At 62.6% G+C, this 24,119-nt stretch carries 28 protein-coding genes; 15 read left to right on the forward strand and 13 right to left on the reverse strand.

All coding sequences use genetic code 11. The features are described from left to right. Positions 1 to 96: 96 nt before the first annotated feature. Positions 97 to 264 (reverse strand): DUF2897 family protein, encoded by a 168-nt coding sequence (locus LT40_RS21030; protein ID WP_084139696.1) that lies wholly within the window; start codon positions 262 to 264, stop codon positions 97 to 99. Positions 265 to 470: 206 nt separating this feature from the next. Here LT40_RS21030 and pyrF point away from each other — a divergent pair, with 206 nt between their 5' ends. Then, the gene (pyrF, locus tag LT40_RS01235) at positions 471 to 1,172 is read left to right on the forward strand and encodes an orotidine-5'-phosphate decarboxylase (protein WP_043185434.1); all 702 of its coding nucleotides are present in this window, start codon (positions 471 to 473) and stop codon (positions 1,170 to 1,172) included. Here the strand turns inward: pyrF and budC are convergent, their stop codons facing one another. The 7 genes from budC to LT40_RS01270 all read right to left on the reverse strand — a co-directional run bounded on the left by budC (position 1,173) and on the right by LT40_RS01270 (position 5,893). Then, entirely contained in the window at positions 1,173 to 1,937 is a 765-nt protein-coding gene (gene budC / locus LT40_RS01240; protein ID WP_043185440.1) for a meso-2,3-butanediol dehydrogenase, read from the reverse strand. 96 nt (positions 1,938 to 2,033) lie between these two features. Beyond that, on the reverse strand, positions 2,034 to 3,227 hold the full coding sequence (locus LT40_RS01245) for a benzoate/H(+) symporter BenE family transporter (RefSeq protein WP_043185443.1): 1,194 nt from the start codon (positions 3,225 to 3,227) through the stop codon (positions 2,034 to 2,036). A 109-nt stretch (positions 3,228 to 3,336) separates the two neighbouring features. After that, positions 3,337 to 3,708: a glutaredoxin gene (locus tag LT40_RS01250; protein WP_043185446.1), complete on the reverse strand. Its 372-nt coding sequence runs from the start codon at positions 3,706 to 3,708 to the stop codon at positions 3,337 to 3,339. Between the two features lie 28 nt (positions 3,709 to 3,736). After that, the gene (folE, locus tag LT40_RS01255; protein WP_043185450.1) at positions 3,737 to 4,282 is read right to left on the reverse strand and encodes a GTP cyclohydrolase I FolE; all 546 of its coding nucleotides are present in this window, start codon (positions 4,280 to 4,282) and stop codon (positions 3,737 to 3,739) included. 72 nt (positions 4,283 to 4,354) lie between these two features. Then, on the reverse strand, positions 4,355 to 4,912 hold the full coding sequence (locus LT40_RS01260) for a Smr/MutS family protein (RefSeq protein WP_043185453.1): 558 nt from the start codon (positions 4,910 to 4,912) through the stop codon (positions 4,355 to 4,357). 36 nt (positions 4,913 to 4,948) lie between these two features. Then, positions 4,949 to 5,269 (reverse strand): hypothetical protein, encoded by a 321-nt coding sequence (locus LT40_RS01265; RefSeq protein ID WP_043185456.1) that lies wholly within the window; start codon positions 5,267 to 5,269, stop codon positions 4,949 to 4,951. Positions 5,270 to 5,302: 33 nt separating this feature from the next. Then, entirely contained in the window at positions 5,303 to 5,893 is a 591-nt protein-coding gene (locus LT40_RS01270; protein ID WP_043185460.1) for a cysteine hydrolase family protein, read from the reverse strand. Between the two features lie 137 nt (positions 5,894 to 6,030). Here LT40_RS01270 and prmB point away from each other — a divergent pair, with 137 nt between their 5' ends. Then, complete coding sequence (gene prmB, locus LT40_RS01275) at positions 6,031 to 6,939, forward strand: 50S ribosomal protein L3 N(5)-glutamine methyltransferase (RefSeq protein WP_043185463.1); 909 nt, start codon at positions 6,031 to 6,033, stop codon at positions 6,937 to 6,939. Between the two features lie 30 nt (positions 6,940 to 6,969). On the opposite strand, the gene LT40_RS01280 is transcribed toward prmB, so the two are convergent. Next, positions 6,970 to 7,752 carry a hypothetical protein gene (locus LT40_RS01280; protein ID WP_043185467.1) on the reverse strand — a complete coding sequence of 261 codons (783 nt, stop codon included), beginning with the start codon at positions 7,750 to 7,752 and terminating at the stop codon, positions 6,970 to 6,972. Between the two features lie 72 nt (positions 7,753 to 7,824). Continuing rightward, positions 7,825 to 8,790: an alpha/beta hydrolase gene (locus LT40_RS01285; RefSeq protein WP_043185470.1), complete on the reverse strand. Its 966-nt coding sequence runs from the start codon at positions 8,788 to 8,790 to the stop codon at positions 7,825 to 7,827. Between the two features lie 127 nt (positions 8,791 to 8,917). On the opposite strand from LT40_RS01285, the gene aroC reads away from it, so the two are divergent. From aroC to LT40_RS01300, 3 genes are read left to right on the forward strand one after another with little or no spacing between them, the layout of a single operon-like run. Continuing rightward, on the forward strand, positions 8,918 to 10,009 hold the full coding sequence (aroC, locus tag LT40_RS01290) for a chorismate synthase (RefSeq protein WP_043185474.1): 1,092 nt from the start codon (positions 8,918 to 8,920) through the stop codon (positions 10,007 to 10,009). A 5-nt stretch (positions 10,010 to 10,014) separates the two neighbouring features. After that, positions 10,015 to 11,193, forward strand: a complete 1,179-nt coding sequence (locus LT40_RS01295; RefSeq protein WP_052393173.1) for an MFS transporter — start codon at positions 10,015 to 10,017, stop codon at positions 11,191 to 11,193. A 20-nt stretch (positions 11,194 to 11,213) separates the two neighbouring features. Beyond that, the gene (locus tag LT40_RS01300; protein WP_043185478.1) at positions 11,214 to 11,759 is read left to right on the forward strand and encodes a hypothetical protein; all 546 of its coding nucleotides are present in this window, start codon (positions 11,214 to 11,216) and stop codon (positions 11,757 to 11,759) included. Between the two features lie 170 nt (positions 11,760 to 11,929). Here LT40_RS01300 and LT40_RS01305 read toward each other — a convergent pair whose 3' ends face one another. Further along, the gene (locus LT40_RS01305; protein ID WP_043185483.1) at positions 11,930 to 12,208 is read right to left on the reverse strand and encodes a DUF3509 domain-containing protein; all 279 of its coding nucleotides are present in this window, start codon (positions 12,206 to 12,208) and stop codon (positions 11,930 to 11,932) included. A gap of 358 nt (positions 12,209 to 12,566) precedes the next feature. On the opposite strand from LT40_RS01305, the gene LT40_RS01310 reads away from it, so the two are divergent. The 10 genes from LT40_RS01310 (at position 12,567) to LT40_RS01355 (ending at position 22,085) form a co-directional block, all read left to right on the forward strand. Next, on the forward strand, positions 12,567 to 13,088 hold the full coding sequence (locus tag LT40_RS01310; protein ID WP_043185486.1) for an ankyrin repeat domain-containing protein: 522 nt from the start codon (positions 12,567 to 12,569) through the stop codon (positions 13,086 to 13,088). A 63-nt stretch (positions 13,089 to 13,151) separates the two neighbouring features. Next, the gene (locus tag LT40_RS01315; RefSeq protein WP_043185488.1) at positions 13,152 to 13,682 is read left to right on the forward strand and encodes a hypothetical protein; all 531 of its coding nucleotides are present in this window, start codon (positions 13,152 to 13,154) and stop codon (positions 13,680 to 13,682) included. A 90-nt stretch (positions 13,683 to 13,772) separates the two neighbouring features. Beyond that, positions 13,773 to 13,964 (forward strand): PLDc N-terminal domain-containing protein, encoded by a 192-nt coding sequence (locus tag LT40_RS01320; protein ID WP_043185491.1) that lies wholly within the window; start codon positions 13,773 to 13,775, stop codon positions 13,962 to 13,964. A 199-nt stretch (positions 13,965 to 14,163) separates the two neighbouring features. Beyond that, positions 14,164 to 16,263 carry an LTA synthase family protein gene (locus LT40_RS01325; RefSeq protein WP_043185493.1) on the forward strand — a complete coding sequence of 700 codons (2,100 nt, stop codon included), beginning with the start codon at positions 14,164 to 14,166 and terminating at the stop codon, positions 16,261 to 16,263. Between the two features lie 177 nt (positions 16,264 to 16,440). Beyond that, complete coding sequence (locus tag LT40_RS01330; protein ID WP_043185496.1) at positions 16,441 to 16,677, forward strand: hypothetical protein; 237 nt, start codon at positions 16,441 to 16,443, stop codon at positions 16,675 to 16,677. Positions 16,678 to 16,896: 219 nt separating this feature from the next. Beyond that, positions 16,897 to 17,238 carry a ribonuclease E inhibitor RraB gene (locus LT40_RS01335; protein WP_043185499.1) on the forward strand — a complete coding sequence of 114 codons (342 nt, stop codon included), beginning with the start codon at positions 16,897 to 16,899 and terminating at the stop codon, positions 17,236 to 17,238. Between the two features lie 376 nt (positions 17,239 to 17,614). Further along, positions 17,615 to 19,024 carry a circularly permuted type 2 ATP-grasp protein gene (locus tag LT40_RS01340; RefSeq protein WP_043185501.1) on the forward strand — a complete coding sequence of 470 codons (1,410 nt, stop codon included), beginning with the start codon at positions 17,615 to 17,617 and terminating at the stop codon, positions 19,022 to 19,024. A gap of 12 nt (positions 19,025 to 19,036) precedes the next feature. After that, a complete protein-coding gene (locus LT40_RS01345; protein WP_043185505.1) occupies positions 19,037 to 19,987 on the forward strand; it encodes an alpha-E domain-containing protein in 951 nt (316 codons plus the stop codon). After that, positions 19,984 to 20,817: a transglutaminase family protein gene (locus LT40_RS01350; RefSeq protein WP_052393176.1), complete on the forward strand. Its 834-nt coding sequence runs from the start codon at positions 19,984 to 19,986 to the stop codon at positions 20,815 to 20,817. Before LT40_RS01345 ends, LT40_RS01350 begins: the two co-directional genes overlap by 4 nt. Before the next feature lie 542 nt (positions 20,818 to 21,359). Then, entirely contained in the window at positions 21,360 to 22,085 is a 726-nt protein-coding gene (locus tag LT40_RS01355) for an amidotransferase (protein WP_043185508.1), read from the forward strand. Between the two features lie 36 nt (positions 22,086 to 22,121). On the opposite strand, the gene LT40_RS01360 is transcribed toward LT40_RS01355, so the two are convergent. Both LT40_RS01360 and LT40_RS01365 read right to left on the reverse strand, forming a co-directional pair. Further along, a complete protein-coding gene (locus LT40_RS01360; protein ID WP_043185513.1) occupies positions 22,122 to 23,093 on the reverse strand; it encodes a magnesium and cobalt transport protein CorA in 972 nt (323 codons plus the stop codon). A 162-nt stretch (positions 23,094 to 23,255) separates the two neighbouring features. Next, positions 23,256 to 23,945, reverse strand: a complete 690-nt coding sequence (locus LT40_RS01365) for a crotonase/enoyl-CoA hydratase family protein (protein ID WP_043185515.1) — start codon at positions 23,943 to 23,945, stop codon at positions 23,256 to 23,258. Between the last annotated feature and the right edge of the window lie 174 nt (positions 23,946 to 24,119).

Below are 24,119 nucleotides of genomic sequence, written 5' to 3' on the forward strand. Positions count from 1 at the left end.
AGCTTATGCACAGGCTCATGCAAGCTTTTCTGGGATAACCGCAAAAGTGCCGATGACTCTCCCAAGTGCAGGCACACTTGGGAGGTCCAATGCCCATCAGCGGTTGCGTGCGTCCTTGGCATCCATTTCGGCATTGCGCTCGTGCACCTTCTTGAGCTGCTCATCGGTCAATGGCAGCTTCTGGGCGCTCTGCTTGAGCACCATCAATCCACCGACGATCGAGCCGATGGCCACCAACAAGATCAACCAGGCATACCAGGGCATGGGACACTCCTCGAAGGGTGCGCCGAAAATGCGCGGCGCTTGTGATTGTTGGAGCGACAGGGTGTCGCAGTGGTTCCATCATAGCCTGTTACGGCCAAGCCGAGTCGCCGCTTCACGTCACTGCAGGTGAGCGTGGGCGACGCCCGCGGCCCGGCAAAATCCGCTACAATGCGCGCCGATTTCGACCCGCCTTCAGAGAGCCCGCCATGTCCGCCTGCCAGACTCCCATCATCGTCGCCCTGGATTACCCGACCCGCGAGGCGGCCCTGAAGTTGGCCGATCAGCTGGATCCCAAACTGTGCCGGGTCAAGGTAGGCAAGGAGCTGTTCACCAGCAGCGCGTCGGGCATCGTCGAAACCTTGAACGCCAAGGGCTTCGAAGTGTTCCTGGATCTGAAATTCCACGACATCCCCAACACCACCGCCATGGCCGTCAAGGCGGCCGCGGAGATGGGCGTCTGGATGGTCAACGTGCATTGTTCCGGTGGCCTGCGCATGATGGCGGCCTGCCGCGAGGTGCTGGAGCAACGCTCCGGTGCCAAGCCGCTGTTGATCGGGGTGACCGTGCTGACCAGCATGGAGCGCGAAGACCTCGCCGCCATCGGCCTGGACATCGAGCCGCAGGAGCAAGTGCTGCGCCTCGCGGCCCTGGCGCAAAAGGCCGGTATGGACGGCCTGGTCTGTTCGGCACTCGAAGCGCAGGCGTTGAAGGCAGCCCATCCAGCCCTGCAACTGGTTACGCCCGGCATTCGCCCGGCGGGTAGTGCCCAGGACGACCAACGCCGTATCCTCACCCCACGCCAGGCGCTGGATGCCGGGTCCGACTACCTGGTGATCGGCCGTCCGATCAGCCAGGCCGCCGACCCTGCCCAGGCGCTGGCCGATGTGGTGGCACAGATCAACGCCTGATCAGGCCTGCTTGGGCTGACCGTTGGACGCGTGCAGCCCGCCGTCGACCGGCAGGTTCACGCCGTTGACGAAACGCGCATCGTGGCTGGCGAGGAAGGCAATCACGTCCGCCACTTCTTCGGCCTCGGCCGCGCGGCCCATGGGAATGCGCTCGGCGAATTTGTCCATCAGGGCCTTATCCTCGGCCATGCCGGCGGTCAATTCGCTCTTGGTCAGGGCAGGGCATACAGCGTTCACTCGTACGCCTTGGCCGCCGTATTCAAGGGCCAGGGAGCGGGTGAAGTTACTGACCGCGCCCTTCGCAGCGTTGTAGAAACTCATGCCCCAGTCGCCACCCAGGCCTGACACCGACGACACGTTGATGATGCTGCCGCCACTCTTGAGCAGATGCGGCATGGCGGCGCGGCAACCGTAGAAGACGCCGTCGACGTCGATCGACATCACGCTGCGCCAGTCCTCGAGCGAGGCCTCGGTCAGGGCACCCGACGGCGCCACGCCAGCATTGTTGACCAATATATCCAACTGGCCGAAATGCTCGACGGCGCTTTTGACCAACTGCTGTACGTCGTCCCATTTCGACACGTCACCGGTGGCGACCAAGCTCTGGCCGGGCTTGATGCCCTTGGCCACCGCTTCGAGCTTGTCACGGGTGCGCCCCACCAGCACGACGCGCGCGCCTTCCTTGGCGAAGCGCAGCGCCGTGGCGGCGCCAATCCCGGAGCCTGCGCCGGTGACGATCACGACTTTGTCCTGGAAACGATTCATGCCTGTGTCCTCTGTGAAGTGGAAGTACAGGTGTGAAAGCGCTGCCACGGGTGGGGTTCAGTCGGGTTGATGACAATCGTTTAATGAACGTGCGGCTCAGGCCTTGCGCGCATTGAGGATGAGCAGCGTCAGTACGCCGGCGATGATGCCCCAGAACGCCGAGCCCACCGAGAACAGCGTCAGGCCCGAAGCGGTGACCATGAACGTGACCAGTGCCGCTTCGCGCTCCTTGGGCTCGCTCATGGCCTGGGTCAGGCCGTTGATGATCGATCCGAACAATGCCAGTGCGGCAATCGACAGTACCAGCTCCTTGGGCAGTGCAGCGAACAGCGCCGCCAGCGTTGCGCCGAACGTGCCGGCAATGGCGTAGAACACCCCGCACCACACGGCCGCGGTGTAGCGCTTGCTGGGGTCTTCATGGGCCTGCGGGCCGGTGCAGATCGCTGCGCTGATGGCGGCCAGGTTGACGCCGTGAGAACCGAACGGCGCCATCAACAGCGAGGCGATGCCGGTCACCGAGATCAGCGGCGAGGCGGCCACCTGGTAGCCATCGGCGCGCAGTACGGCGATACCCGGCATGTTTTGCGAAGTCATGGCGACCACGAACAGGGGAATGCCGATGCTGATGGTCGCGGCCAGGGAGAAGGAAGGCGTGGTCCACTGAGGTTGGGCCACCTGCAGGCTGAAATGGCTGAAGTCGAGCAGGCCGAGCAGCCCGGACACCAGCGTACCGATGACCAGTGCCGCCAGTACCGCATAGCGTGGCGACAGCCGTTTCACGATCAGGTAGGTGAAGAACATGCACAGCACCAGGGCGGTACGGTGTTGCGCAGCGATGAAGATTTCGCTGCCGATCTTGAACAGGATGCCCGCCAGCAGCGCGGCCGCCAGCGAGGCGGGCAAGCGCTTGAGCAACCGCTCGAAACTGCCAGTCAGGCCGCAGATCGTGACCAGCACAGCGCAGGTAATGAACGCGCCGATGGCCTCGGCATAACTGACGCCGCCCAGGCTGGTGATCAGCAAGGCTGCGCCCGGCGTCGACCAGGCCACCGTGATCGGCGTGCGGTAGCGCAGGGAGAGGCCGATGCTGCACACCGCCATGCCGATCGACAGCGCCCAGATCCAGGAGGATATCTGCGCGGTGGTCAACCCTGCGGCCTGGCCGGCCTGGAACATCAGGACCAGGGAGCTGGTGTAGCCGGTCATCATGGCGATGAAGCCGGCCACTACGGCAGAAGGCGCGGTATCGGCCAACGGGCGCAGCGGGGCAGAGGTGATGGGGTTAGGCATGGCGGTCGGGTCCTTGTCCTGAACAGCGTCGGTCAAGGGTAAGCCAAGGCGTGCGGCCAGAAGCGGTACAGCGGCGCGATCAATCGACGATACAGCTGGGCGATGGCGATCAGGCGGCCGCGAAGCGCTCGTTCAGGTAATTGATGATGACCTTGGAGTCGTACATCCAGGTGACCTTGCCAGCTTCCTCGATACGCAGGCACGGGACCTTGATCTTGCCACCTTCGGCCAGCAGGGTTTCCCGAGCCACGGCATCGTTCTTGGCATCGCGCAGGCTCGCCGGCACGTTGAGCTTGTGCAGCGTGCGGCGGGTCTTGACGCAGAACGGGCAGGCATGGAACTGGTAGAGCGTCAGGCCAGTGGCCGCGCGGTCGACCTCGGCCTGCGCCTCGGCGCTGCGCTTGCGACGCGGTGGCCGCGTGAGCAGGTCGCCCGCCACGATCACCTGGCCCAGTCCGATACGCAAGGCTTTCATCAACATGTGGCAGTCCTCGAGATTGGGGTACGGCTTATTTGATCAGGCTGAGAAACTCGCTGCGGGTCGCCGCGTTGTCACGGAACTCGCCCAGCATCACCGAGGTGATCATCGAGGAATTCTGCTTTTCGACACCGCGCATCATCATGCACATGTGCTTGGCTTCGATGACCACCGCGACACCCAGCGCGCCGGTGACCTGCTGCACTGCATCGGCGATCTGCCGGCCCAGGTTCTCCTGGATCTGCAGGCGGCGGGCGTACATGTCGACGATCCGCGCGACCTTGGACAGCCCCAGCACCTTGCCATTAGGGATATAGGCGACATGGGCGCGCCCTATGAACGGCAACAGGTGATGCTCGCACAACGAATACAGCTCGATATCCCGGACCATCACCATCTCGCTCGCATCGGAGCTGAACAGGGCTCCGTTGGTGACCTCGTCGAGAGTCTGCTCGTACCCGCGGCAAAGGTACTTCATGGCTTTGGCAGCGCGTTTGGGCGTGTCGAGCAGGCCTTCGCGGGTAACGTCCTCGCCCAGCTGGCCAAGGATCTCGGTGTAGTTCTGTTCCAGGGACATGATCAAACCTGTGGGGAAATATTTCGCAGACGCGAAGGGTACGGCTCCGCTCGCACGGGTGCAAGCGGGGCGTTATTCGTCACGCCCTTCGAGCATGGTGCGCTTGAGCATCACGTAAACCGCGCCGGCGCCGCCGTGGCGGGGCTGGCAGGAGGTGAAGCCGAGCACCTGCGGGTGCTGGCGAAGCCAGGTGTTGACGTGGCTCTTGATCATCGGCCGCTTGCCGTCCAGGCGCACGGCCTTGCCGTGGGTCACGCGTACGCAGCGGATTTCGAAACGGGTGGCTTCGGCGAGGAATGCCCAGAGGGTTTCGCGAGCCTTTTCCACGGTCATGCCGTGCAGGTCCAGGCTGCCTTCGAAGGGAATCTGGCCGACCTTGAGCTTGCGCATCTGGCTTTCCTGCACACCATCGCGGGCCCAGTGCAGGTCGTCCTCGGGGCCGACGTCGATGACGAACTGATCGGACAGGCCATCGACGGTAGTGGTGCGGTTCCCGACGGTCGCTGCCTGGCGCAGCGCCTGCAACTTGGCCTTGTCGGCCTTGGGCTTGCCGGTGTCGGCGCGGTCGTGCCGAATGGGCTTGACGCCGCGCATCTGGTCCTTGAACAAGGAAAATTCGTCGTCTTGCATGAAGGTCTCCACCACGGGAGCGCTAGTCTACGCGACTCAATCGTGCTTTTTCATCAGGTGCGGGGCCAGATCGAGTTCACGGCTGCGGCGCATCCCGCGGCGACTGCGACGCCAGCACCACAGGCCCAGATAAAGTACCAATACCCCTGCGCCAGCCAGTATGGCAGCGCCGGTGGCGGTGGTGTCCAGCCCGGCGACCTGCGGTGGATGCCCCAGCAGAGTGGCGATGCCGGCCATGGCCAAGAGCAGGCCAAGGGTCAGCAGCACGGCGCCCAGCGCCGCGCCCAGGCGGTAACGCCAACCACCAGGGCCACGTTTTCTGAGCCTGCGCGCATTGAAACCCTGGGATGACTTCATTGAATCCTCGATGGCGATCGGGCCGGCTGGGGGTCAGAGCAAGTCGCCGGTCATGGCGACCGCCGCGAAGTTGTCGCGCATGATGGCCATTTCGGCTTCCTGCACCTTGGCTGCCGCCAGCACACCGTCGCCCTGGGGCAGATCACGGGTCGCGCAGGCATCGGCTACCAGGGTACAGCGATAACCGTAGTCCTTGGAGGCGCGCACGGTGGTGCTGACGCTGGAATGGCTCATGAAGCCGCAGACGATCAGGTCCAGGTGGCCGTAGCTCTGCAGCAGCTCATGCAGCCCGGTGTTGTTGAAGGCGTTGGGCATGCGCTTTTCCACCACCGCTTCGTCGCCCTGGGGTTCGAAACCTTCGATGAACTCGCCACGCCGGCCCTGGGGGTCGAACAGCCCGCCGACAGTACCCAGATGGCGAATGTGCACCACCGGACGCTTGGCTGCGCGCGCCGCCGCCATCAGCTTGGCGATGTTGGCCAGCGCCTCGTCCATGCCCGACAGGGCCAGGTCGCCACTGAGGTATTCCTTCTGTGCATCGATGATGATCAGGCTGGCGTTGGCGATCCGCGTGGGCGGGAAACCGCGGCCGCTGAGTTGGAACATCGTCTTTGGAACGGACATCGGGGGCTCCTTTGGCTAGGGCTTTTGCCGCATTGTCCTCTGCTCGAGCCGTTCTGTGAATCGGATTGAGCGAACATGGCAAAAATCGCCCACGGCCCTCTGTTAATATCCGTGCTTGATTCGACCGAGGAGCTTTTGTGATCACTTCCCGCTTGCGCACCGTGCGCGACCACATCCGTTGGGCCGTCAGCCGTTTTCATGGCGAAGAACTGTTCTTCGGCCACGGTACCGATAACGCCTGGGACGAGGCCCGCCTGCTGGTGCTGGGCGCGTTGAACCTGCCCTACGAAATTGCCGACAGCTACCTGGATTGCCGCCTCGAAGACGACGAGATCGTGCGCGTACAGCACTTGCTCAAGCGGCGCATGGAAGAGCGCGTGCCGGCGGCCTACCTGATCGGTGAGGCGTGGTTCTGTGGCATGTCGTTCATCGTCGACGCACGGGTACTGGTGCCCCGTTCACCCATTGGCGAGTTGATCGAGAACGGCTTCGAGCCGTGGCTGAGCCAGCCGCCGGCGCGGATCCTCGACTTGTGCACCGGTTCGGGCTGCATCGGCATCGCCTGCGCCGACGTTTTCCCGGAAGCCGAAGTCATCCTGGCAGACCTGTCTTTCGAGGCGCTCGAGGTGGCCAATCAGAACATCGAGCGGCATGGCCAGGAAGAACGGGTCTATACCGTGCAGGGCGATGGCTTTGAAGGCTTGCCGGGGCAGCGGTTCGACCTGATCGTGTCCAATCCACCGTATGTCGATGCCGAAGATTTTGCCGACATGCCGGCTGAATACCAGCACGAGCCCGAGTTGGGCCTGGCCTGCGGTGACGACGGCTTGAACCTAGTGCGACGCATGCTCGCCGAGGCGGCGGATCACCTGAACGACAAGGGCCTGCTGATCGTCGAGGTCGGCAACAGCCAGGTGCACGTCGAGGCGCTCTATCCGGAAGTGGATTTCGCCTGGTTGGAGTTCCAGCGCGGTGGGCATGGCGTGTTCATGCTCAGCGCCGAGCAGTGCCGCGAGCACCAGGCGCTGTTCGTTTCGCGCATCTGATCACGTTCGCTTACGTCACCGCGGCTGATGCTAGCGGTGGGTGGCGATCCATATCAGCAGCGCGGCCTGGAATACGGCGAACGCAATCAGGCAGGCGATGGTGAAGCGCAGGCCGCCTTCATCGCGGGAAAACTTGCCGATCCGCTCTTGCTGGGTGTGCAGTTTCAACTCCATCTCCTGCAACTGCTGTTCGGCCAGTTGCAGCATCTCGCTGGCCGCCAGCACCTCGACCACCTGGACCTTTTCCGGGTTCCAGGTGCTCAGCAACTGGCTGACGGCAATGGGATGATACTGGCCCTTGAGGCGTTGCACGTCGGCGTATTCGACGTTCAGGCCCTGGGTGCGAAGGGCATGGTCGCGGCCATCCAGGCCAGCCGGTTGCAGGGCTTCCTTGCTCGACAGCGTTGCGCCTTGCAGTGTGTAGTGCGGCCAGTGATGCTGCAGCCACGCGGTGGCCTGGGCCATGACGAAACGGCCCAGGCCGCGATTGACCGGCTCCAGTTGCAGGCCCGTTTCACTGCCCAGGCTGACCTGTCGCAGGTGATGGTCGACCCACACGTCCAGCCGGTTCTGCTCCTTGCGCACGCGCTGGCCGGGCAGCTGGATGTCCAGCCGCAACAGGCTCAAGGCAGGGTCGTGGCGCTCGGCCAGGCCGAACTGCACGAAACGCAAGGGCCGCGGCCCGGTGGCCCGGTCGGCGGGCAGGGGCGCCAGACGCAGCATCTTGAACTGCTCGGTAGTGACTTCGGCCCACGGCCGCGGCACTTCTTCGGGTTCATCGATGGCGGCGAGTGGCGGGTCTTGTTCGGTCATGGCGCGATCCTCTTCACGCACTTGTATCGGCCACCTCGACCCGCTCTTGAATGCGCACCGCGCAGACGCTCTCTACAGGCCCTTTATGAAGGGCACCACGACACGCCCCAGCTCCGCCGCCAGCGGACGGTTGTGGTCGCGATAGGACTTGAGCTGTGACGGCAGGTCCATCGGCACGATGCGCAGCACATGGTTCATGCCGGGAATGATCGCCAGCTGTGCATCGGGCTTGGCGCGCTGCAGTGCCTGTGCGTCACCGACGCCTACCTGGATGTCGTGGCTGCCCTGCACGATCAACGCCGGGACTTTCAATGCTGCGAAGGCCTGGGCAGGGTCCTGGCGCAGCAGCGAAATCAGGTAGGGCTGCACGCTCGGGCGAAACAGCACTTGCAGGGGCTGGGGCACGTCGGGGTCGTACTGTCCGGCTTCCAGGCGCTCGATCAGCTGATAACTGCGCGGTTGCAGTTTGGCCGGCAGGCGCTCGCCGATCTGCTCGCGCAGCACTTCGCCCAAGGGGCGACCGCTGCCCGACAGCGATACCACAGCGTTGGCACCGGCGCGCTGGGCCGCCAGGGTGGCGATCAGCGCGCCTTCGCTGTGGCCCAGAATGATCAGCGGGCCGAAACGCGGGTCGCGTTTGAGTTGCGCGCTCCAGGCCACCGCATCGTCGACGTAGCCCGCCACGCTCAGATCGCGCTCGTCGGGGGTGGCCTTGCGGCCGGTGGCAACGCCGCGCTTGTCGTAGCGCACGCTGGCAATGTTGTTCTGCGCCAGCAGTAGCGCGAGCTTTTTCAGGCTGTCGTTACGGCCTGCCTCGGGGTTGTTGCCGTCCCGGTCGGTAGGCCCGGAGCCGGAAATCATCAGCACCACCGGTACCGGCCGGTCGGCGCGTGGAACCAGCTGCGAGCCGTACAAGGTGCCCTGGGCGGTCTGCAGTTCGATGGGGCGTCTGGCGATGTCGGGCGTGGCGGCCAGTGCAGCGGCGCTGCCGGCGAACAGGAACAGGGCAACTAATCGGAACGTCGTGCGCAACATCATCGAGCCACTATGCAGGGAAGTGCGATTTGGACTGGGACGCGCGGGTAAGGTTCAGGGATGAACTGGCCGTCGACCCTGCGTATACTGGCGCCCTGTCTGATTCGGTTGATTTCGCGGAGCGCCCTGCATGTCCGGCAATACCTACGGCAAGCTGTTCACTGTCACCACCGCTGGCGAAAGCCATGGCCCGGCGTTGGTCGCCATCGTCGACGGCTGCCCGCCAGGCCTTGCGATTTCCCTGGACGACTTGCAGCGCGACCTGGATCGACGCAAGCCGGGCACCAGTCGGCACACCACCCAGCGCCAGGAGCCGGACGAAGTCGAGATCCTCTCCGGCGTGTTCGAAGGGCGTACCACCGGTACCTCCATCGGCCTGCTGATCCGCAACACCGATCAGAAGTCCAAGGATTACTCGGCAATCAAGGACCTGTTCCGCCCGGCCCACGCGGACTACACCTACCATCACAAGTACGGCGAGCGCGACTACCGCGGCGGCGGCCGCAGCTCGGCCCGCGAGACGGCCATGCGCGTGGCCGCCGGGGCGATTGCCAAGAAGTACCTGGCCACCCAGGGCATCCTGATTCGCGGCTACATGAGTCAGCTGGGCCCGATCCAGATTCCCTTCAAGAGCTGGGACGGCGTGGAAGACAACGCCTTTTTCAGCCCCGACCCGGACAAGGTCCCGGAACTGGAGGCCTACATGGACCAGCTGCGCCGTGACCAGGACTCGGTCGGCGCGAAGATCACCGTGGTCGCCGAAGGCGTCATGCCGGGCCTGGGCGAACCCATCTTCGACCGCCTGGACGCCGACCTGGCGCACGCCTTGATGAGCATCAACGCGGTCAAGGGCGTGGAGATCGGCGCCGGTTTCGCCAGCGTCGCCCAGCGCGGCACCGAGCACCGCGACGAGCTGACGCCGGAAGGGTTTCTCAGCAATCACGCCGGCGGCGTGCTGGGCGGCATTTCCTCGGGGCAGCCGATCGTTGCCCACCTGGCCCTCAAGCCCACGTCGAGCATCACCACCCCGGGTCGCTCGATCGATGTCCATGGCCAGCCGGCCGACATCATCACCAAGGGCCGCCATGATCCATGCGTGGGTATCCGCGCCACGCCCATTGCAGAAGCGATGATGGCCATCGTGCTGATGGACCACCTGCTGCGCCATCGCGGGCAGAACGCCGACGTCAAGGTCGACACCCCGGTGCTGGGCCAGCTTTGAGCACGATGTCGCCGCCAGCGGAACACACCGTTCCGTACTGGCGGCTGTCCACTTTCTACCTGTTCTATTTCGCCTTGCTGGGCTCGACCGCGCCGTTCCTGGCGCTGTACTTCCACCATTTGGGTTTCGACAGCGCGCGCATCGGCGAACTGGTGGCGATTCCCATGCTGATGCGCTGCGTGGCGCCCAACCTGTGGGGCTGGCTGGGCGACTACACCGGTCGACGGCTGGCCATCGTGCGCATCGGTGCGCTGTGTACGCTGGCCAGTTTCTCGCTGATCCTGCTGGACACCAGCTACGCCTGGCTGGCGCTGGTCATGGCCTTGCATGCCTTCTTCTGGCACGCCGTGCTGCCTCAGTTCGAAACCCTGACCCTGGCCCATCTGCAAGGCCAGACGGCGCGCTACAGCCAGATCCGCCTGTGGGGCTCGATCGGTTTCATTCTGGCCGTGGTGGGCCTGGGTCGAGTGTTCGAGAGCCTCAGCCTGGATGCTTATCCCTACACCCTGCTGGCGATCATGGCCGGGATCGTCGCGGCGAGTGCCTGGGTCCCGGATGCGCCCGTCGGCGAAGGCACACGTCGTACGCCGGGGGACGGCTTCATGAAGCAATTGATTCGCCCCGGTGTATTGGCATTCTACGGCTGCGTGGGGCTCATGCAGCTCAGTCACGGCCCGTACTATACGTTCCTGACCCTGCACCTTGAACAGTTGGGATACAGCCGCGCAGTGATCGGCATGCTGTGGGCGGTGGGGGTGGTGGCCGAGGTGTTGATGTTCCTGGCCATGAGCCGGATCCTGACGCGCGTTTCCCTGCGCCGGGTGCTGGTCGCCAGTTTTCTCCTGGCCGCGGTGCGCTGGCTGCTCCTGGGCAGTTTCGCCGAGCACCTGTGGCTGCTGGTACTCGCCCAACTGATGCATGCCGCCACGTTCGGCAGCTTCCATGCCGCTGCGATCCATTTCGTGCAGCGCAGCTTCGGTGCCCATCAACAAGGTCAGGGGCAAGCCCTGTATGCAGCGCTGGCCGGTGTCGGCGGCGCCCTGGGTGCTCTGTACTCCGGTTACCTGTGGCAACCGCTGGGCGCCGCGGGCACCTTCGCCCTGGCCAGCCTTGCCGCGTTCGCTGCAGCCCTGATCATGCTCAGGCGCACACCCCATGACCCTGCGCCCGTGGCCAGCCACTGAGACCCACTCGAGGAATTTGCATGACCCGCCTTACCGTCTACCACTGCAGCACGCCGGATATTCCCAACAAGGTGCTGAGCCACCTCGAAGACATCGCCGCGACCCTGGGCGAGCTGGCCATTGGTTTCGAACGTGCCGAGGCGACGTTGCCCGTGTCGTTCGAGATGAGCGCGGAGGAGGTGATGACGACCTGCCAGGGCGAAGTGGATGCCTGGATGGCCAAGGGCGGCTACGAGAGCGTGGACGTGCTCAGCATTGACGAGGATCACGGGCAGCAGACCTCTACCCGGAGCCAATGGCTGCGCGAGCACCGTGTTGCCGGAAAATGGGTGCTATGCGTCGTGGCCGGACGCGTTCAATTGAGTCTGCATGCCGGTGACTATGTGTACGCAGTGCTATGCGAGCGCGATGACCGAATCACGGTGCCAGCAGGCATGGCTTACTGGCTGGACATGAGTGATCGTCCGCGGTTGGTAGCGCTGCGTGTGCTGCCCGATCCAGACGGCTGGCGCCCCGAGTATGTAGAGCAGCCTGTGCACGACCGGTTTCAAGGATTCGATGACTGATTTCGGCCTTTCACCAGACGAAAAAAAACCCGATACCAGGATGCGCCAGGTATCGGGTTTTGCAAGGACAGAGCATTAGAAACAGAGGTAGAGCAACAACGTAGGTGGATCAATTCAGGTGGATCAATTTGGGCCAAGCACCGCTTGCCAGGCAAATCAGCGCAGGCTGATCAGGCCGAGTGATAGGTCGGCAGCGCGAAGCGGTTCTGGCTCTGCAGCATGTTGATTGCTGGCAGCTGGCTGGCTTCACCGGCCAGGTCGCGACGGATGGCGCTAATGACCCAAGTCAGTTGTTCAGGGGTGTGCAACTGGGCGTAAGAAATCGAGCGTTTGATCTGCTTGCCGTCGGTATCGCGCAGGGTCAGCAAAACGGCGCCATCAGGACGCGGTTGAGTGGTCACTTCGTACTCGGAGAAGACGGAAACGAATTTTTCGTGGAGGAAGTTCATGTGCAGCTCCTAGCAAGTTGGCGGGCATGTCTAGGTAGTTGCAGCGAGTGTGCCAAGTTCTGGTAAAAATAAAACCCTTTTAAATCAGTAGCTTGAAAATATAGCCAATTTTGGCTTCCGTGCAATTTGCATGAATGCTCTTCGGGCATGCTGCATTTTGCGCGGCGGAGCAGGGCGGGCGGTGGCTCGCCGGAAGGGAAACGCAGGCGCGAGAAGGATTTTTTCCCGCAGCACTACTGTCTATGACCACAAATCGCCAATAAATTCCTGCCTCGTGGGCGATAGCCAAGCTCTGTTGCAGGCTGAAGTCCGAGCGGGAAGACTGCCTACCGTGAACCCATTGCCAGGAGGTTTTGCCATGACCCAACCCGAAGCGCGTCAGATGAACGACGAAGAAGCTGCACAGTTTGCAGAGCAAGTGTTCGACGTCGCCCGCAACGGTGACGCGCAGATGCTCGAGCGTCTGCTCGAGAAGGGCCTGCCGCCCAATCTGCGCAATCACAACGGCGACACCTTGCTGATGCTCTCGACCTACCATGGTCATCTGGACGCTGCGCGCGTGTTGCTGCAATACAAGGCTGATCCGTTGATCGCCAATGACAAGAACCAGCTGCCCATGGCGGGCGCCGCCTTCAAGGGAAACCTGCCCATGGTGCAGCTGCTCATAGAGGAAGGGGCTCCGGTCGACGGCGCGTCGGCTGACGGGCGCACTGCCTTGATGATGGCGGCCATGTTCAACCGGACCGAAATGGTCGACTACCTGCTGGCCCAGGGCGCCGACCCGGCTGCGGTGGATGCGCAAGGCATCAACGCCCTCGGTGCGGCTCGCGCCATGGGTGCCACGCTGACCATCGAGCAGTTGCAGAAGCTGGCAGGCTGATACCCGCCTGGCCGATTTGCCTATATCCTTGCGGCCTTTTTCCAGCGTCGCAGGGGTTGCCTCATGAAACAGTCACTTGTCGAACTCATCGGTAACATCAGTTCCGGCTGCATGCGCCAAGAAGACATCGATCGCGTTGCCGATGAGGCGGCCCAGGCCTACGCCGATCCCCAGGCGTTCCTAGTGGCCAATCCGGACATCAATTACGACGACAGCTTTCCCATCCCGCTTGGCGAATGGATCGTGGTGGGCAGCCTGCCCGACACGGTGATTTTCCAGGCCGACACCTACCCCGAGCTGCTGCAGCAGATCATCGATTCGTTCGGGCCCGACGTTACCTTCAACATCAAGCCCAAGCAGTTGAGCAAGGTCGACGCATTGACCGCGCTCAATCGTATCCAGGTGCAACTGGCTGCCATGAGCAAGGACGAGGGCGGGTATGTGCTGTTCGATTTCAGCCAGCCACTGGACGATGAGTTGCAGATGGTGCTGGTGTACGGCAAGGACGCGGATCGGGTGGCGGCATTGGGCGCCGAGTTGCACATCACCGCCGTACCCGCCCTGGAGGCATTGCGCGTGGCCTTGCACGTCTGAACGCAGGCTTGACCTTTCATTCGCCGACCACGGAACCCCTGCGACACGCCGCTATCCTAGTTGATGCATGCCATCCACAAGGAGTATCACATGGGTTCCACTTTCAATAGCCTGATCGGCCTGATCATCCTCGCGCTGGACATCTGGGCGGTCATCAACGTCATCAAGAGTGGTGCCTCGACCGGGGCCAAGGTCCTGTGGGTACTGCTGATCATCCTGCTGCCGGTACTGGGCCTGATCATCTGGGCCATTGCCGGTCCACGCGGCAACGTGCGGGTCTGAATCAAACAGGTCGAACCTGCAACGGGTTCGACCTGTCCGCCCTGGCGACGTATCATCCCCGGCCCGACCGCCGTTTCGCGGCCGATGCGTAGACTCTGAACGGAATTTTCACCTGTCTTCACGGACAATCCGCGCCCAGAATTAACCTTCGCACCCTTAACAGACCTCAACGACAGACCTCAACGGACCTTTCCCACACATGGCTACTCCGGACGCCTTGAGTCAAAAGCAGGCCGCGCGCGGCATGCTGCAACCGACCGTCAAATCGCACCTGGCTTATACGCTGCTCAGCGGCCTGGCAATCATGCTGATGCTCAGCGGGTTGCGCCTGGCATTGCTGATGTACAACCGCGAGATGATCGGCGATACGCCTACCAGCACCTTCGTCGAAGCCTTCGCCAATGGCTTGCGCTTCGACCTGCGCCTGGTGGTGTACCTGCTGATTCCGTTGCTGCTGGCAGTACTCAGCGCGCGCGTCATGCGCTGGCGCGGGCTGTTCCGGGCGTGGCTGACGGTGGTATCCAGCGTGGTGCTGCTGTGTGGCTTGATGGAAATGGACTTCTACCGCGAGTTTCACCAGCGCCTCAATGGCCTGGTGTTCCAGTACGTGAAGGAAGACCCCAAGACCGTGCTGAGCATGATCTGGTACGGCTACCCGGTAGTGCGCTACCTGCTGGCCTGGGTCTTCGTGACCTGGCTGCTGAGCCTGGTGTTCAAGGGCTTCGACCGGCTGACCCGTCCGCGTGTCGCCACGGCGGCCGGTGTCGGCAAGCCAGTGGCGCCGTGGTATGCGCGGGTAGGTGTGTTCGTGGTCATTCTGCTGATCGCAGTGGTCGCCGCGCGCGGCACCCTGCGTCAGGGTCCGCCGCTGCGCTGGGGCGACGCGTACACCACCGATTCGAACTTCGCCAACCAGTTGGGCCTCAACGGCTCGCTGACGCTGATCGCCGCCGCGAAAAGCCGGATGTCCGAAGACCGCGACAATATCTGGAAGGCGACCCTGCCGCAGGACGAGGCGCAAAGCGCCGTGCGCAATATGCTGCTGACGCCCCATGACACCCTGGTCGACAGCGACACCGCTGCGGTTCGGCGCAACTTCCAGCCGCCTCAGGCCAATACCCTGCCGATCAAGAACGTCGTGGTGATCCTGATGGAGAGCTTCGCCGGTCATTCGGTGGGGGCATTGGGCGCCGAAGGCAGCATCACGCCGTACTTCGACAAGCTGGCCCAGGAAGGCCTGCTGTTCGACCACTTCTTCTCCAGTGGTACCCACACCCACCAGGGCATGTTCGCCACCATGGGTTGCTTCCCCAACCTGCCGGGCTTCGAATACCTGATGCAGACCCCCGAAGGCAGCCACAAGCTTTCCGGCCTGCCGGAGATGCTCAGCGCCGCGCGGGGCTACGACGACGTCTATGTCTACAACGGTGACTTCGCCTGGGACAACCAGTCCGGGTTCTTCAGCAACCAGGGCATGACCACGTTCATCGGCCGTAACGATTTCGTCAATCCGGTGTTTTCGGATCCGACCTGGGGTGTGTCCGACCAGGACATGTTCGACCGTGGCAACGAAGAACTGGCCAAGCGCGGCGCCGCCGGCAAGCCGTTCTACGCACTGCTGCAGACCCTGTCCAACCATGTGCCCTACGCCTTGCCGGCCAACCTGCCGGTGGACAAGGTCACCGGGCGCGGCAGCCTGGACCTGCACCTGACCGCCATGCGTTACTCGGACTGGGCCCTGGGCCAGTTCTTCGAGAAGGCGCGCAAGGAGCCGTACTTCAAGGAAACCCTGTTCATCGTGCTGGGCGACCATGGCTTCGGTAATCAGAAGCAGATCACCGAGATGGACCTGGGCCGCTTCAACGTGCCGCTGTTGCTGGTCGGTCCCGGTATTCAGGAGAAGTTCGGCAAGGTCAACCACACCGTCGGCTCGCAGCCTGACGTGGTACCGACCATCATGGGCCGCCTGGGCGGCGCCAGCCAGCACCAGTGCTGGGGGCGCGACCTGCTCAACCTGCCTGCCGGCGACCCCGGTTTCGCCGTGATCAAGCCGTCGGGCAGCGAGCAGACCGTGGCGATCATCAAGGGTGACCGTATTCTGGTCGAGCCGCGGGACATGGACACCCGTCTGTATCGCTATCAGCTGGGCCGCGAGTTCGATGCACAGTTGATCCCCGATACCGACGCCAACGCCGCCGACGTACCGCAATTGCGCGCCAAGCTGGACTCGTTCATCCAGACGGCGACCAAGAGCCTGCTCGACAACACTGCCGGTGCAGTGGAGAGCAAGCAGGAGTAAGTCACTACCGATCGGTAAAAAGGCCCTGCGGGGCCTTTTTACATGGGGGGATCGGGCTCGTCCCGGTCCGGCTTGGGCCGTCCACTGTCTGGAACGAATCCCTGCCGTTGCGAGTCAACGTTGTGTGAGCGTATCAGGCAGATTCCTGCCTGAATTCCGTCGAGGAGATGTACACCGATGAAAGAGTGGAAAATCAGCTTCTTCAACAAGGACGGCGTGCAGGACAGCATGACGATCAGTGCTGATACCTGTCCGTCGATAGAAGAAGCAGCGACCCTGGTTCGCTCCAAGCTGTATCCGGTTGCAGCCGAGCTGGATGAAGTCAATCTTCCCGATACCGTCGCCTCGCCGGTCGCCAAGACGCTCAAGTCGCAGCACAGCGTGGAAATTACGGCCATTACCGAAGTCGCGTGAATTTCAGCTGATCCGGGCCATTGGCACAGGCCCGGCCTTCGCGTTACTCTGCGGTCAAGGTCTTCGCGGATCTTGCTGCTCGTTCCCATACCCTGCGTCATGCCACACGCTCGATTCCAGCTGCTGCGTCACCGACGTCGCACCGCACTCATTCCTTGTCCGAGGAGGTTCTGGAAGTACTGAAAGTCTATCCGTCGTTATTGCTGAGGGAGACGATTCATGAGCACAGCCTATCAAGAAGACATCAGCAGCAATGTATTACGTCGCATGAAAGAGGGCGGTTTCGACTTTGCCCGCATCCACCCCATCGAGTTCTACGCGGTCTTTCCCGATGAAGACCGGGCGCGCACGGCTGCCGGCAAGTTTCGCGGCGAGTCGCTCAACGCTCAGATCAGCGAGCGCGACGACGGTGCCTGGCACCTGGAGTTGAGCAAGCTGATGTACGCCACCCACGGTGGCATCGGTGAATTCGAGCAGGATTTCGAAGCCGTCGTCGAGCCGCTGGGTGGTGAAATCGAGGGCTGGGGCGTGAAGCACGAAATGAGCCGCCCTGAGGCCTGAACCCAGGTGAACCACGGTAGCCCCGTGGTTCTTTTGCCGACCCTTGTCGAAGGCAAAAAAAAGCCGCCCACTAAGGGGCGGCGAATGGGAATTCGGAAAATCGAGATGGGCGCCAAGCTTCCGCCGGTACCGCTGAAAGAATTATCAACGAACGCCGCAAGCTATTGAATTCAACCCTGTCTATGCTGGTCATAGAGACAAGCCGCTTGAACAATCCGCTTCGCAATGAAGCGTATGTCATCGGTGTTCGGACATTGCCGCACAAGAACGGTGCACGGTTCCCGACAGGGAATCCCAAGCACTTGATTTAATGGCACATATGCCGATGGCACGGGCCTTGCGAAGGCTCTTGGGTCCGGGTGACAAGGAGTACGGCATGAGCCGCACCTATTATGATGAAATGTACGATGCCGACGGCCAGGTTCGCCCGCATTACCGGGAGTTCGCCCGTTGGTTGGCCGACACGCCGCAGGAACTCCTTGCCCAGCGTCGACGCGAGGCCGATTTGCTGTTTCATCGCGCCGGTATCACATTCACCCTGTACGGCGACGAGCAGGGCACCGAACGGCTGATTCCCTTCGATACCATTCCGCGCAGCATTCCTGCCAGCGAATGGCGGATCGTGGAACGCGGCTGCATCCAGCGCGTCAAGGCGCTGAACATGTTTCTGGCGGACCTGTACCACGACCAGCGCATCATCAAGGCCGGCATCATTCCCGCCGAGCAGGTATTGGCCAACGAGCAGTATCAGCTGGCCATGCAGGGGCTGGACTTGCACCGCGACATCTACTCGCACATTTCCGGGGTCGACCTGGTGCGCGACGGTGACGGCACCTATTACGTACTCGAAGACAACCTGCGCACCCCCAGTGGCGTGAGCTACATGCTCGAAGACCGCAAGATGATGATGCGGTTGTTTCCCGAGCTGTTCGCGGCACAGCGCATTGCGCCTGTGGACCACTACCCCAATCTGCTGCTCGACACCCTGAAAAGCTCGAGTGCCATCGACAATCCCAGTGTGGTCGTACTGACGCCGGGCCGCTTCAACAGTGCATTCTTCGAACACGCCTTCCTGGCGCGCGAGATGGGCGTGGAGTTGGTGGAAGGGGCGGACCTGTTCGTCCGTGACGACAAGGTGTTCATGCGCACCACCGACGGACCCAAGCCGGTGGACGTGATCTACCGCCGCCTGGACGACGCCTTCCTCGATCCCCTGGCCTTCAACCCCGACTCCATGCTGGGCGTCCCCGGCCTGCTGGCTGCGTATCGCTCCGGCAACGTGGTACTGGCCAATGCCATCGGCACCGGCGTGGCCGACGACAAGTCGGTCTACCCGTTCGTTACCGACATGATCCGCTTCTACCTCGACGAAGAGCCCATCCTCAAGAACGTGCCGACCTGGCAGTGCCGCAAGCCATCGGAGTTGTCCCATGTGCTGGCCAACCTGCCCGATCTGGTGGTCAAGGAAACCCAGGGTTCGGGTGGCTATGGCATGTTGGTGGGCCCGTGCGCGAGTGCCGCAGAGATCGAAAATTTCCGGGCGCGCCTCAAAGCCCGACCCCATGCCTACATCGCCCAACCCACGCTGTCGCTGTCGACCTGCCCGACGTTCGTCGAGAACGGCATAGCGCCCCGTCATATCGATCTTCGTCCCTTTGTCCTGGCCGGTCGCGAAACCCGCGTGGTGCCCGGCGGCCTGACCCGCGTCGCCTTGCGTGAAGGCTCGCTGGTGGTGAATTCGTCGCAGGGCGGCGGGACCAAAGACACCTGGGTGGTCGAGGATTAAGGATGCCTGCCAATGCTAAGTAGAACTGCCTCTGATCTGTATTGGATGTCACGCTATCTGGAGCGCGTGGAGAATCTGGCGCGCATGCTCGATGTGAGTTATTCACTGTCGCTGATGCCGCAGGATGGCCGGGGTGACGGGCTGGACGAGATCGCCATGCCGCTGTTGATCACCGGCACCCTGGAAGATTACCTCGAGCGTCACGGCCAGTTGCACGCCGAGCGCCTGTTGCACTTCTTCGCCCTGGACCCGGCCAATCCGGCCAGCATCTACAGTTGCCTGGGCGCGGCACGTGCCAGTGCCCATGCAGTGCGTGGACGCATCACCGCCGACATGTGGGAAAACATCAACTCCACCTGGCTCGAGATCCGTGGCATTGCCGAGCAGGGTGTGGGTCGCTACGGCATGAGCCGATTCTGCGACTGGGTCAAGGAACGCGCCCACCTGTTCCGCGGGGCCACCTACGGCACCCTGATGCGCAACGACGCGTTCCGGTTCATCCGCCTGGGTACCTTCATCGAGCGCGCCGACAACACCCTGCGCCTGCTCGATGCACGCTACGAAATGCTCGGCGAAGATGCCTATTCGGTCGACGACAGCTCGGCTCGGGGGTACTACCAGTGGAGTGCGCTGTTGCGCGCGCTGTCGAGTTTCGAGGCCTATACCGAAATCTACCGCGACGCGCCGGCGGCCAAGCCGGTAGCCGAGCTGTTGCTGCTGCGTGCCGACGTACCTCGCTCGCTGCGCGCCTGTACCGAAGAGATCAACCAGATCCTCGCAGACCTGCCTGGGGCCAACGGCCGTCCGGCCCAGCGCCTGGCGGCCGAGCTGGACGCGCGCCTGCGCTACACCGGCATCGACGAAATCCTCGACGAAGGCCTGCATGAGTGGTTGAACGAACAGATCCCACTGGTGCGCCAGCTGGGCAATGCGATCCACACTGCCTATCTGGAGGCTGTATGAGGCTAAACATCAGTCACGAAACTGCCTATCACTACGATGATGAGGTACGTGCCAGCATCCAGTACCTGCGCCTCACGCCCCACGACAGCGAGCGCCAGCGCATCTTGAGTTGGCAACTGGACCTGCCGCGCCCGGTGCGGGCCCAGCTCGACCCGTTCGGCAACATCCTGCACGTGCTGACCTTGGACGACCCCCATGATGCGATCATCATCGGTGCACGGGGTCAGGTGGAGATCGACGAAACCCGCGAGGCCGAGCACGAAGCGCAGTCCCCGCTGCCGTTCCTGCGTTTTACTCGCCTGACCGAAGCCGACGAGGCATTGCGGGCCTTTGCAGCCGAGCAGTGCCATGCGCGGCGCGACCGCAACGGTTTGATCGACCTGATGCAGGGCCTGCATCAGCGCATCACCTACACCACCGGCGCCACCGCTGTAGACACCAGTGCTGCCCAGGCTTTCGCCAGCGGCGCAGGGGTCTGCCAGGACCACACCCATGCTTTCCTGGCCTGTGCCCGTAGCCTGGGTGTGCCCGCACGCTATGTGTCCGGCTACCTGTTCACCGAGGATACCGAGCACATGGCTAGTCATGCCTGGGCCGAAGCCTGGCTCGACGACGCCTGGTACAGCTTCGACGTGACCAATCAGCTGGCGCGTCCGGAGCGTCATTTGAAGCTGGCGATCGGCCTGGACTACCTCGATGCCTGCCCGGTCCGCGGCATGCGTCGCGGCGGTGGGTTCGAGCAGATGCACGCCAAGGTGCTGGTTGCGCCGAGCGCGCCCGTGGTCACCGTGGCGACTGCTCCACAGTCGCAGCGGCAAACCCAGGGCTAGCCCTGCAAGACAGCCTGGAGCAGGGCGGGGGTGGCAAACTCATGAACCACCCGACCCTTCGTCTGCCTTTCTCAGCTGACCAGCCTGCCCAGATTGGGCAGGATGAGTACCAGCGTCATGGTGAACACGATGAGTCCGGCCTGGCGGATTTTTGGATGTTTGAACATGGCGAACCGCCTATGAGTTATGTTCTTCCTGGCGCCAACGCATGCCACAACCTGGGTTGAGCTTGACGAAAAGGTGCACCCCCACGACTCGATGTGCCCATTTGGCTGCATCAATAGTCATGCTTTTACCTTAGAGCCCTCGAACCACGTGCCTTAGAACACTTTGCTGCGGTGCGACATGCTTTTTCGATCAGGTTCGACTAAGGAACTCTTCTGCAAAATTCGAACATGCCGAGCTAGACGCTCAAGTAGCAGAATGCAAGGCGAGACCTGCAATCTACCGTTCATCGGCCAAATTCGCCGCAGCTTTACTTGCCAGCGAGACCGCTTAACGGGCAGGCTTGTCACCTGCGTTCCTTGTCCATCGAGTAACCTATGACCCTCAACATCTGCATCCTGGAAACCGACGTCCTGCGGCCTGAATTGGTCGAGCAATACCACGGCTATGGACGCATGTTCGAAAGGCTGTTTGCCAGCCAACCGATTCCGGCCCAATTCACCGTATTCAACGTGATGAACGGTGAATACCCACCGGTCGATGCTCGCTATGACGCGTACCTGGTGACCGGCAGCAAGGCCGATTCGTTTGCCACCGATCCGTGGATCGAAACATTGAAGGCGTTTCTGCTGGAACGCTATGAGCGTGGCGACAAACTGCTCGGCATCTGCTTCGGTCATCAGTTGCTGGCGCTGTTGCTCGGCGGCAAGGCCGAGCGTGCTACCCAAGGCTGGGGCGTGGGCACCCATGAATACAGCCTGGCCAGGCGTGCACCCTGGATGACTCCGGAAATCGAGACACTGACCCTGCTCATCAGTCACCAGGACCAGGTCACTTCACTGCCGCCGGACGCGTCGGTGGTGGCATCGAGTGAATTCTGCCCGTTCGCGGCCTACCAGATCGGCGACCAGGTGCTGTGCTTCCAGGGTCACCCGGAGTTCATCCACGACTACTCCCGGGCCCTGCTCGACATTCGTCAGCAGCACCTCGGCGAGCCGGTGTACCGGCAAGCCATTGCCAGCCTCGAGCATGATCACCACGGCATCACCGTGGCCGAGTGGATGATGCGCTTCGTGGCGCAAGGCGCCCGGCCCGCTGAATGAAGGAAGCCGTTGGCGACAACGGCTCACTGCGCGCGGCTATAGCCAGCCCGCGCGTTTGAAACCGATGAACAAGCCGCTGCAGCCCGAGATGATGACACCCAGCACGATGTAGTAGCCGTAGTGCCAGCTCAACTCAGGCATGTTCTCGAAGTTCATCCCGTAGATGCCGGCAATGGCCGTGGGAAACGCCAGGATCGCTGCCCAGGCGGCGAATTTGCGCTGGGTGAGGCTCTGCCGCGACGATTCCAGCAGCAGACCGATCTCGATGGTCTGCGTGGCGATGTCGCTCATGGTGCCCAGGTCTTCCATCTGCCGGTTCACGTGAATCTGCACGTCACGGAAGTAGGGGCGCATGTTCTTGTCGATGAACGGAAAGTCCAGCCGTTGCAGGTCCTCGCTGATCTCGACCATGGGAGCCACGTAGCGGCGCATGCGCAGCAGCTCGCGACGCAGACCGTGCAGGTGCTGGATGTCGGCTTCATTGAGCGAGCCACCGAGCACCCGACGTTCCAGCGATTCAATCTCGCCGTGGATGGTCTCGCTGACCGGCTGATAGTTCTCGGTGACGAAGTCGAGCAGTGCGTAGAGGACGAAATCCTCACCGTGATCCAGCAACAAAGGCCGGGCCTCGCAACGTTTGCGTACCGAGGCGTAGGAGGCCGAATGGCCATTGCGACAGGTGATGATGTAGCCGCGCCCGGCAAAGATATGGGTCTCGACGAACTCTACCTTGTCGCCCTGGCGGATGGGCGAGTAGGTCACGATGAACAGTGCATCGCCAAAGGTTTCCAGCTTGGGCCGGCTGTGCACTTCCAGGGCGTCTTCGATGGCCAGTTCGTGCAGGTCGAACTGCTTCTGCAATTGCGCCATCTGCTCGGCACTGGGCTGCTCCAGGCCGATCCACACGAAATGCCCCGGACGCCGCGCCCACTGCGCGCCTTCGTCGAGGCTGATATCGGTAATCTTCTTGCCCGCACTGTATACGGCGGCGGCGACCACTCGGCCCATGATGTTCACTTCTTCGATTGGCGGGGCGGCCCGGTATGGGCCTGCTGTGGATAGGAGTGTTCAGGCGCGGCGCAGTTCGGGGGCCGGAGCATTGATTGCGTGCCGCATCGGTATACGCCGGCACGGCGGTCGTCCGGCGCTTGTCGCAGGCCCAGGCAGCAGTCAGAAACCCTGGTCTTGATCGAGCAGGATGGCTTCGTCCAACGTCTGCAGAAACGCTGCCCGAGCCTTGAGCTTGGTTCTCGCGTGGGCTTTCATGTTCAGCTTCTGCAACCGTTGCGCTGCGGCAAGTGCGGCTGCCTGCAACTGCTCGGGCGCTACCACCTGATCAAGGAAACCGGCCTGCAATGCCCCGGCCGGGTCGAACATTTCCGCGCCGATCACCGAGCGCTCGAAGGCCGCGCGCCCCAGGCGATCGCGCGCCAGCTCGATACCGGCATGGTGCATGGTCATGCCGATCTGCACCTCGTTCAAACCGATGTGGAACGGCCCTTCGACTCCAATCCGGTAATCGGCCGACAGCAGCAGGAAAGCACCCTTGGCCACCGCGTGCCCCGGGCACGCCACGATGACCGGGAATGGGTGACTCAACAGCCGGCGGGCGAGGGTGGAGCCCTGGGTGACCAGGCTGATGGCGTTCTGCGGGCTCGAGGTCATGACCTTGAGGTCGTAACCTGCCGAGAGAATGCCGGGCTGGCCGGTGATGATCACCACCGCACGCGCCTGCACGGCCTGGTCCAAGGCCTCGTTGAACGCCGCGATGACCTCGGGCGAGATGGCATTCACCTTGCCGTTGTTCAGGGTCAAGGTGGCAATGCCGCCTTCGAATTGGTAGTCGATCAGCTCGCTCATGCGGTATTCCTTGTCATGTTGTGGCGCCGACGTTACCCAGCCTTGTCGGCCGGGTAAAGCGCCGTGACTGACTGCCCAGTCACGCCAGCCCCTGCAAAGAAATCCGCGGCTTTGCTTAAGCGCATGAAAATCTTGCAAAAAAGCTTTGCCATCAGCAACGCTTTCGACTACATT

Origin of the sequence: Pseudomonas rhizosphaerae, assembly GCF_000761155.1 — a bacterium.
GTDB classification, from domain to species: domain Bacteria; phylum Pseudomonadota; class Gammaproteobacteria; order Pseudomonadales; family Pseudomonadaceae; genus Aquipseudomonas; species Aquipseudomonas rhizosphaerae.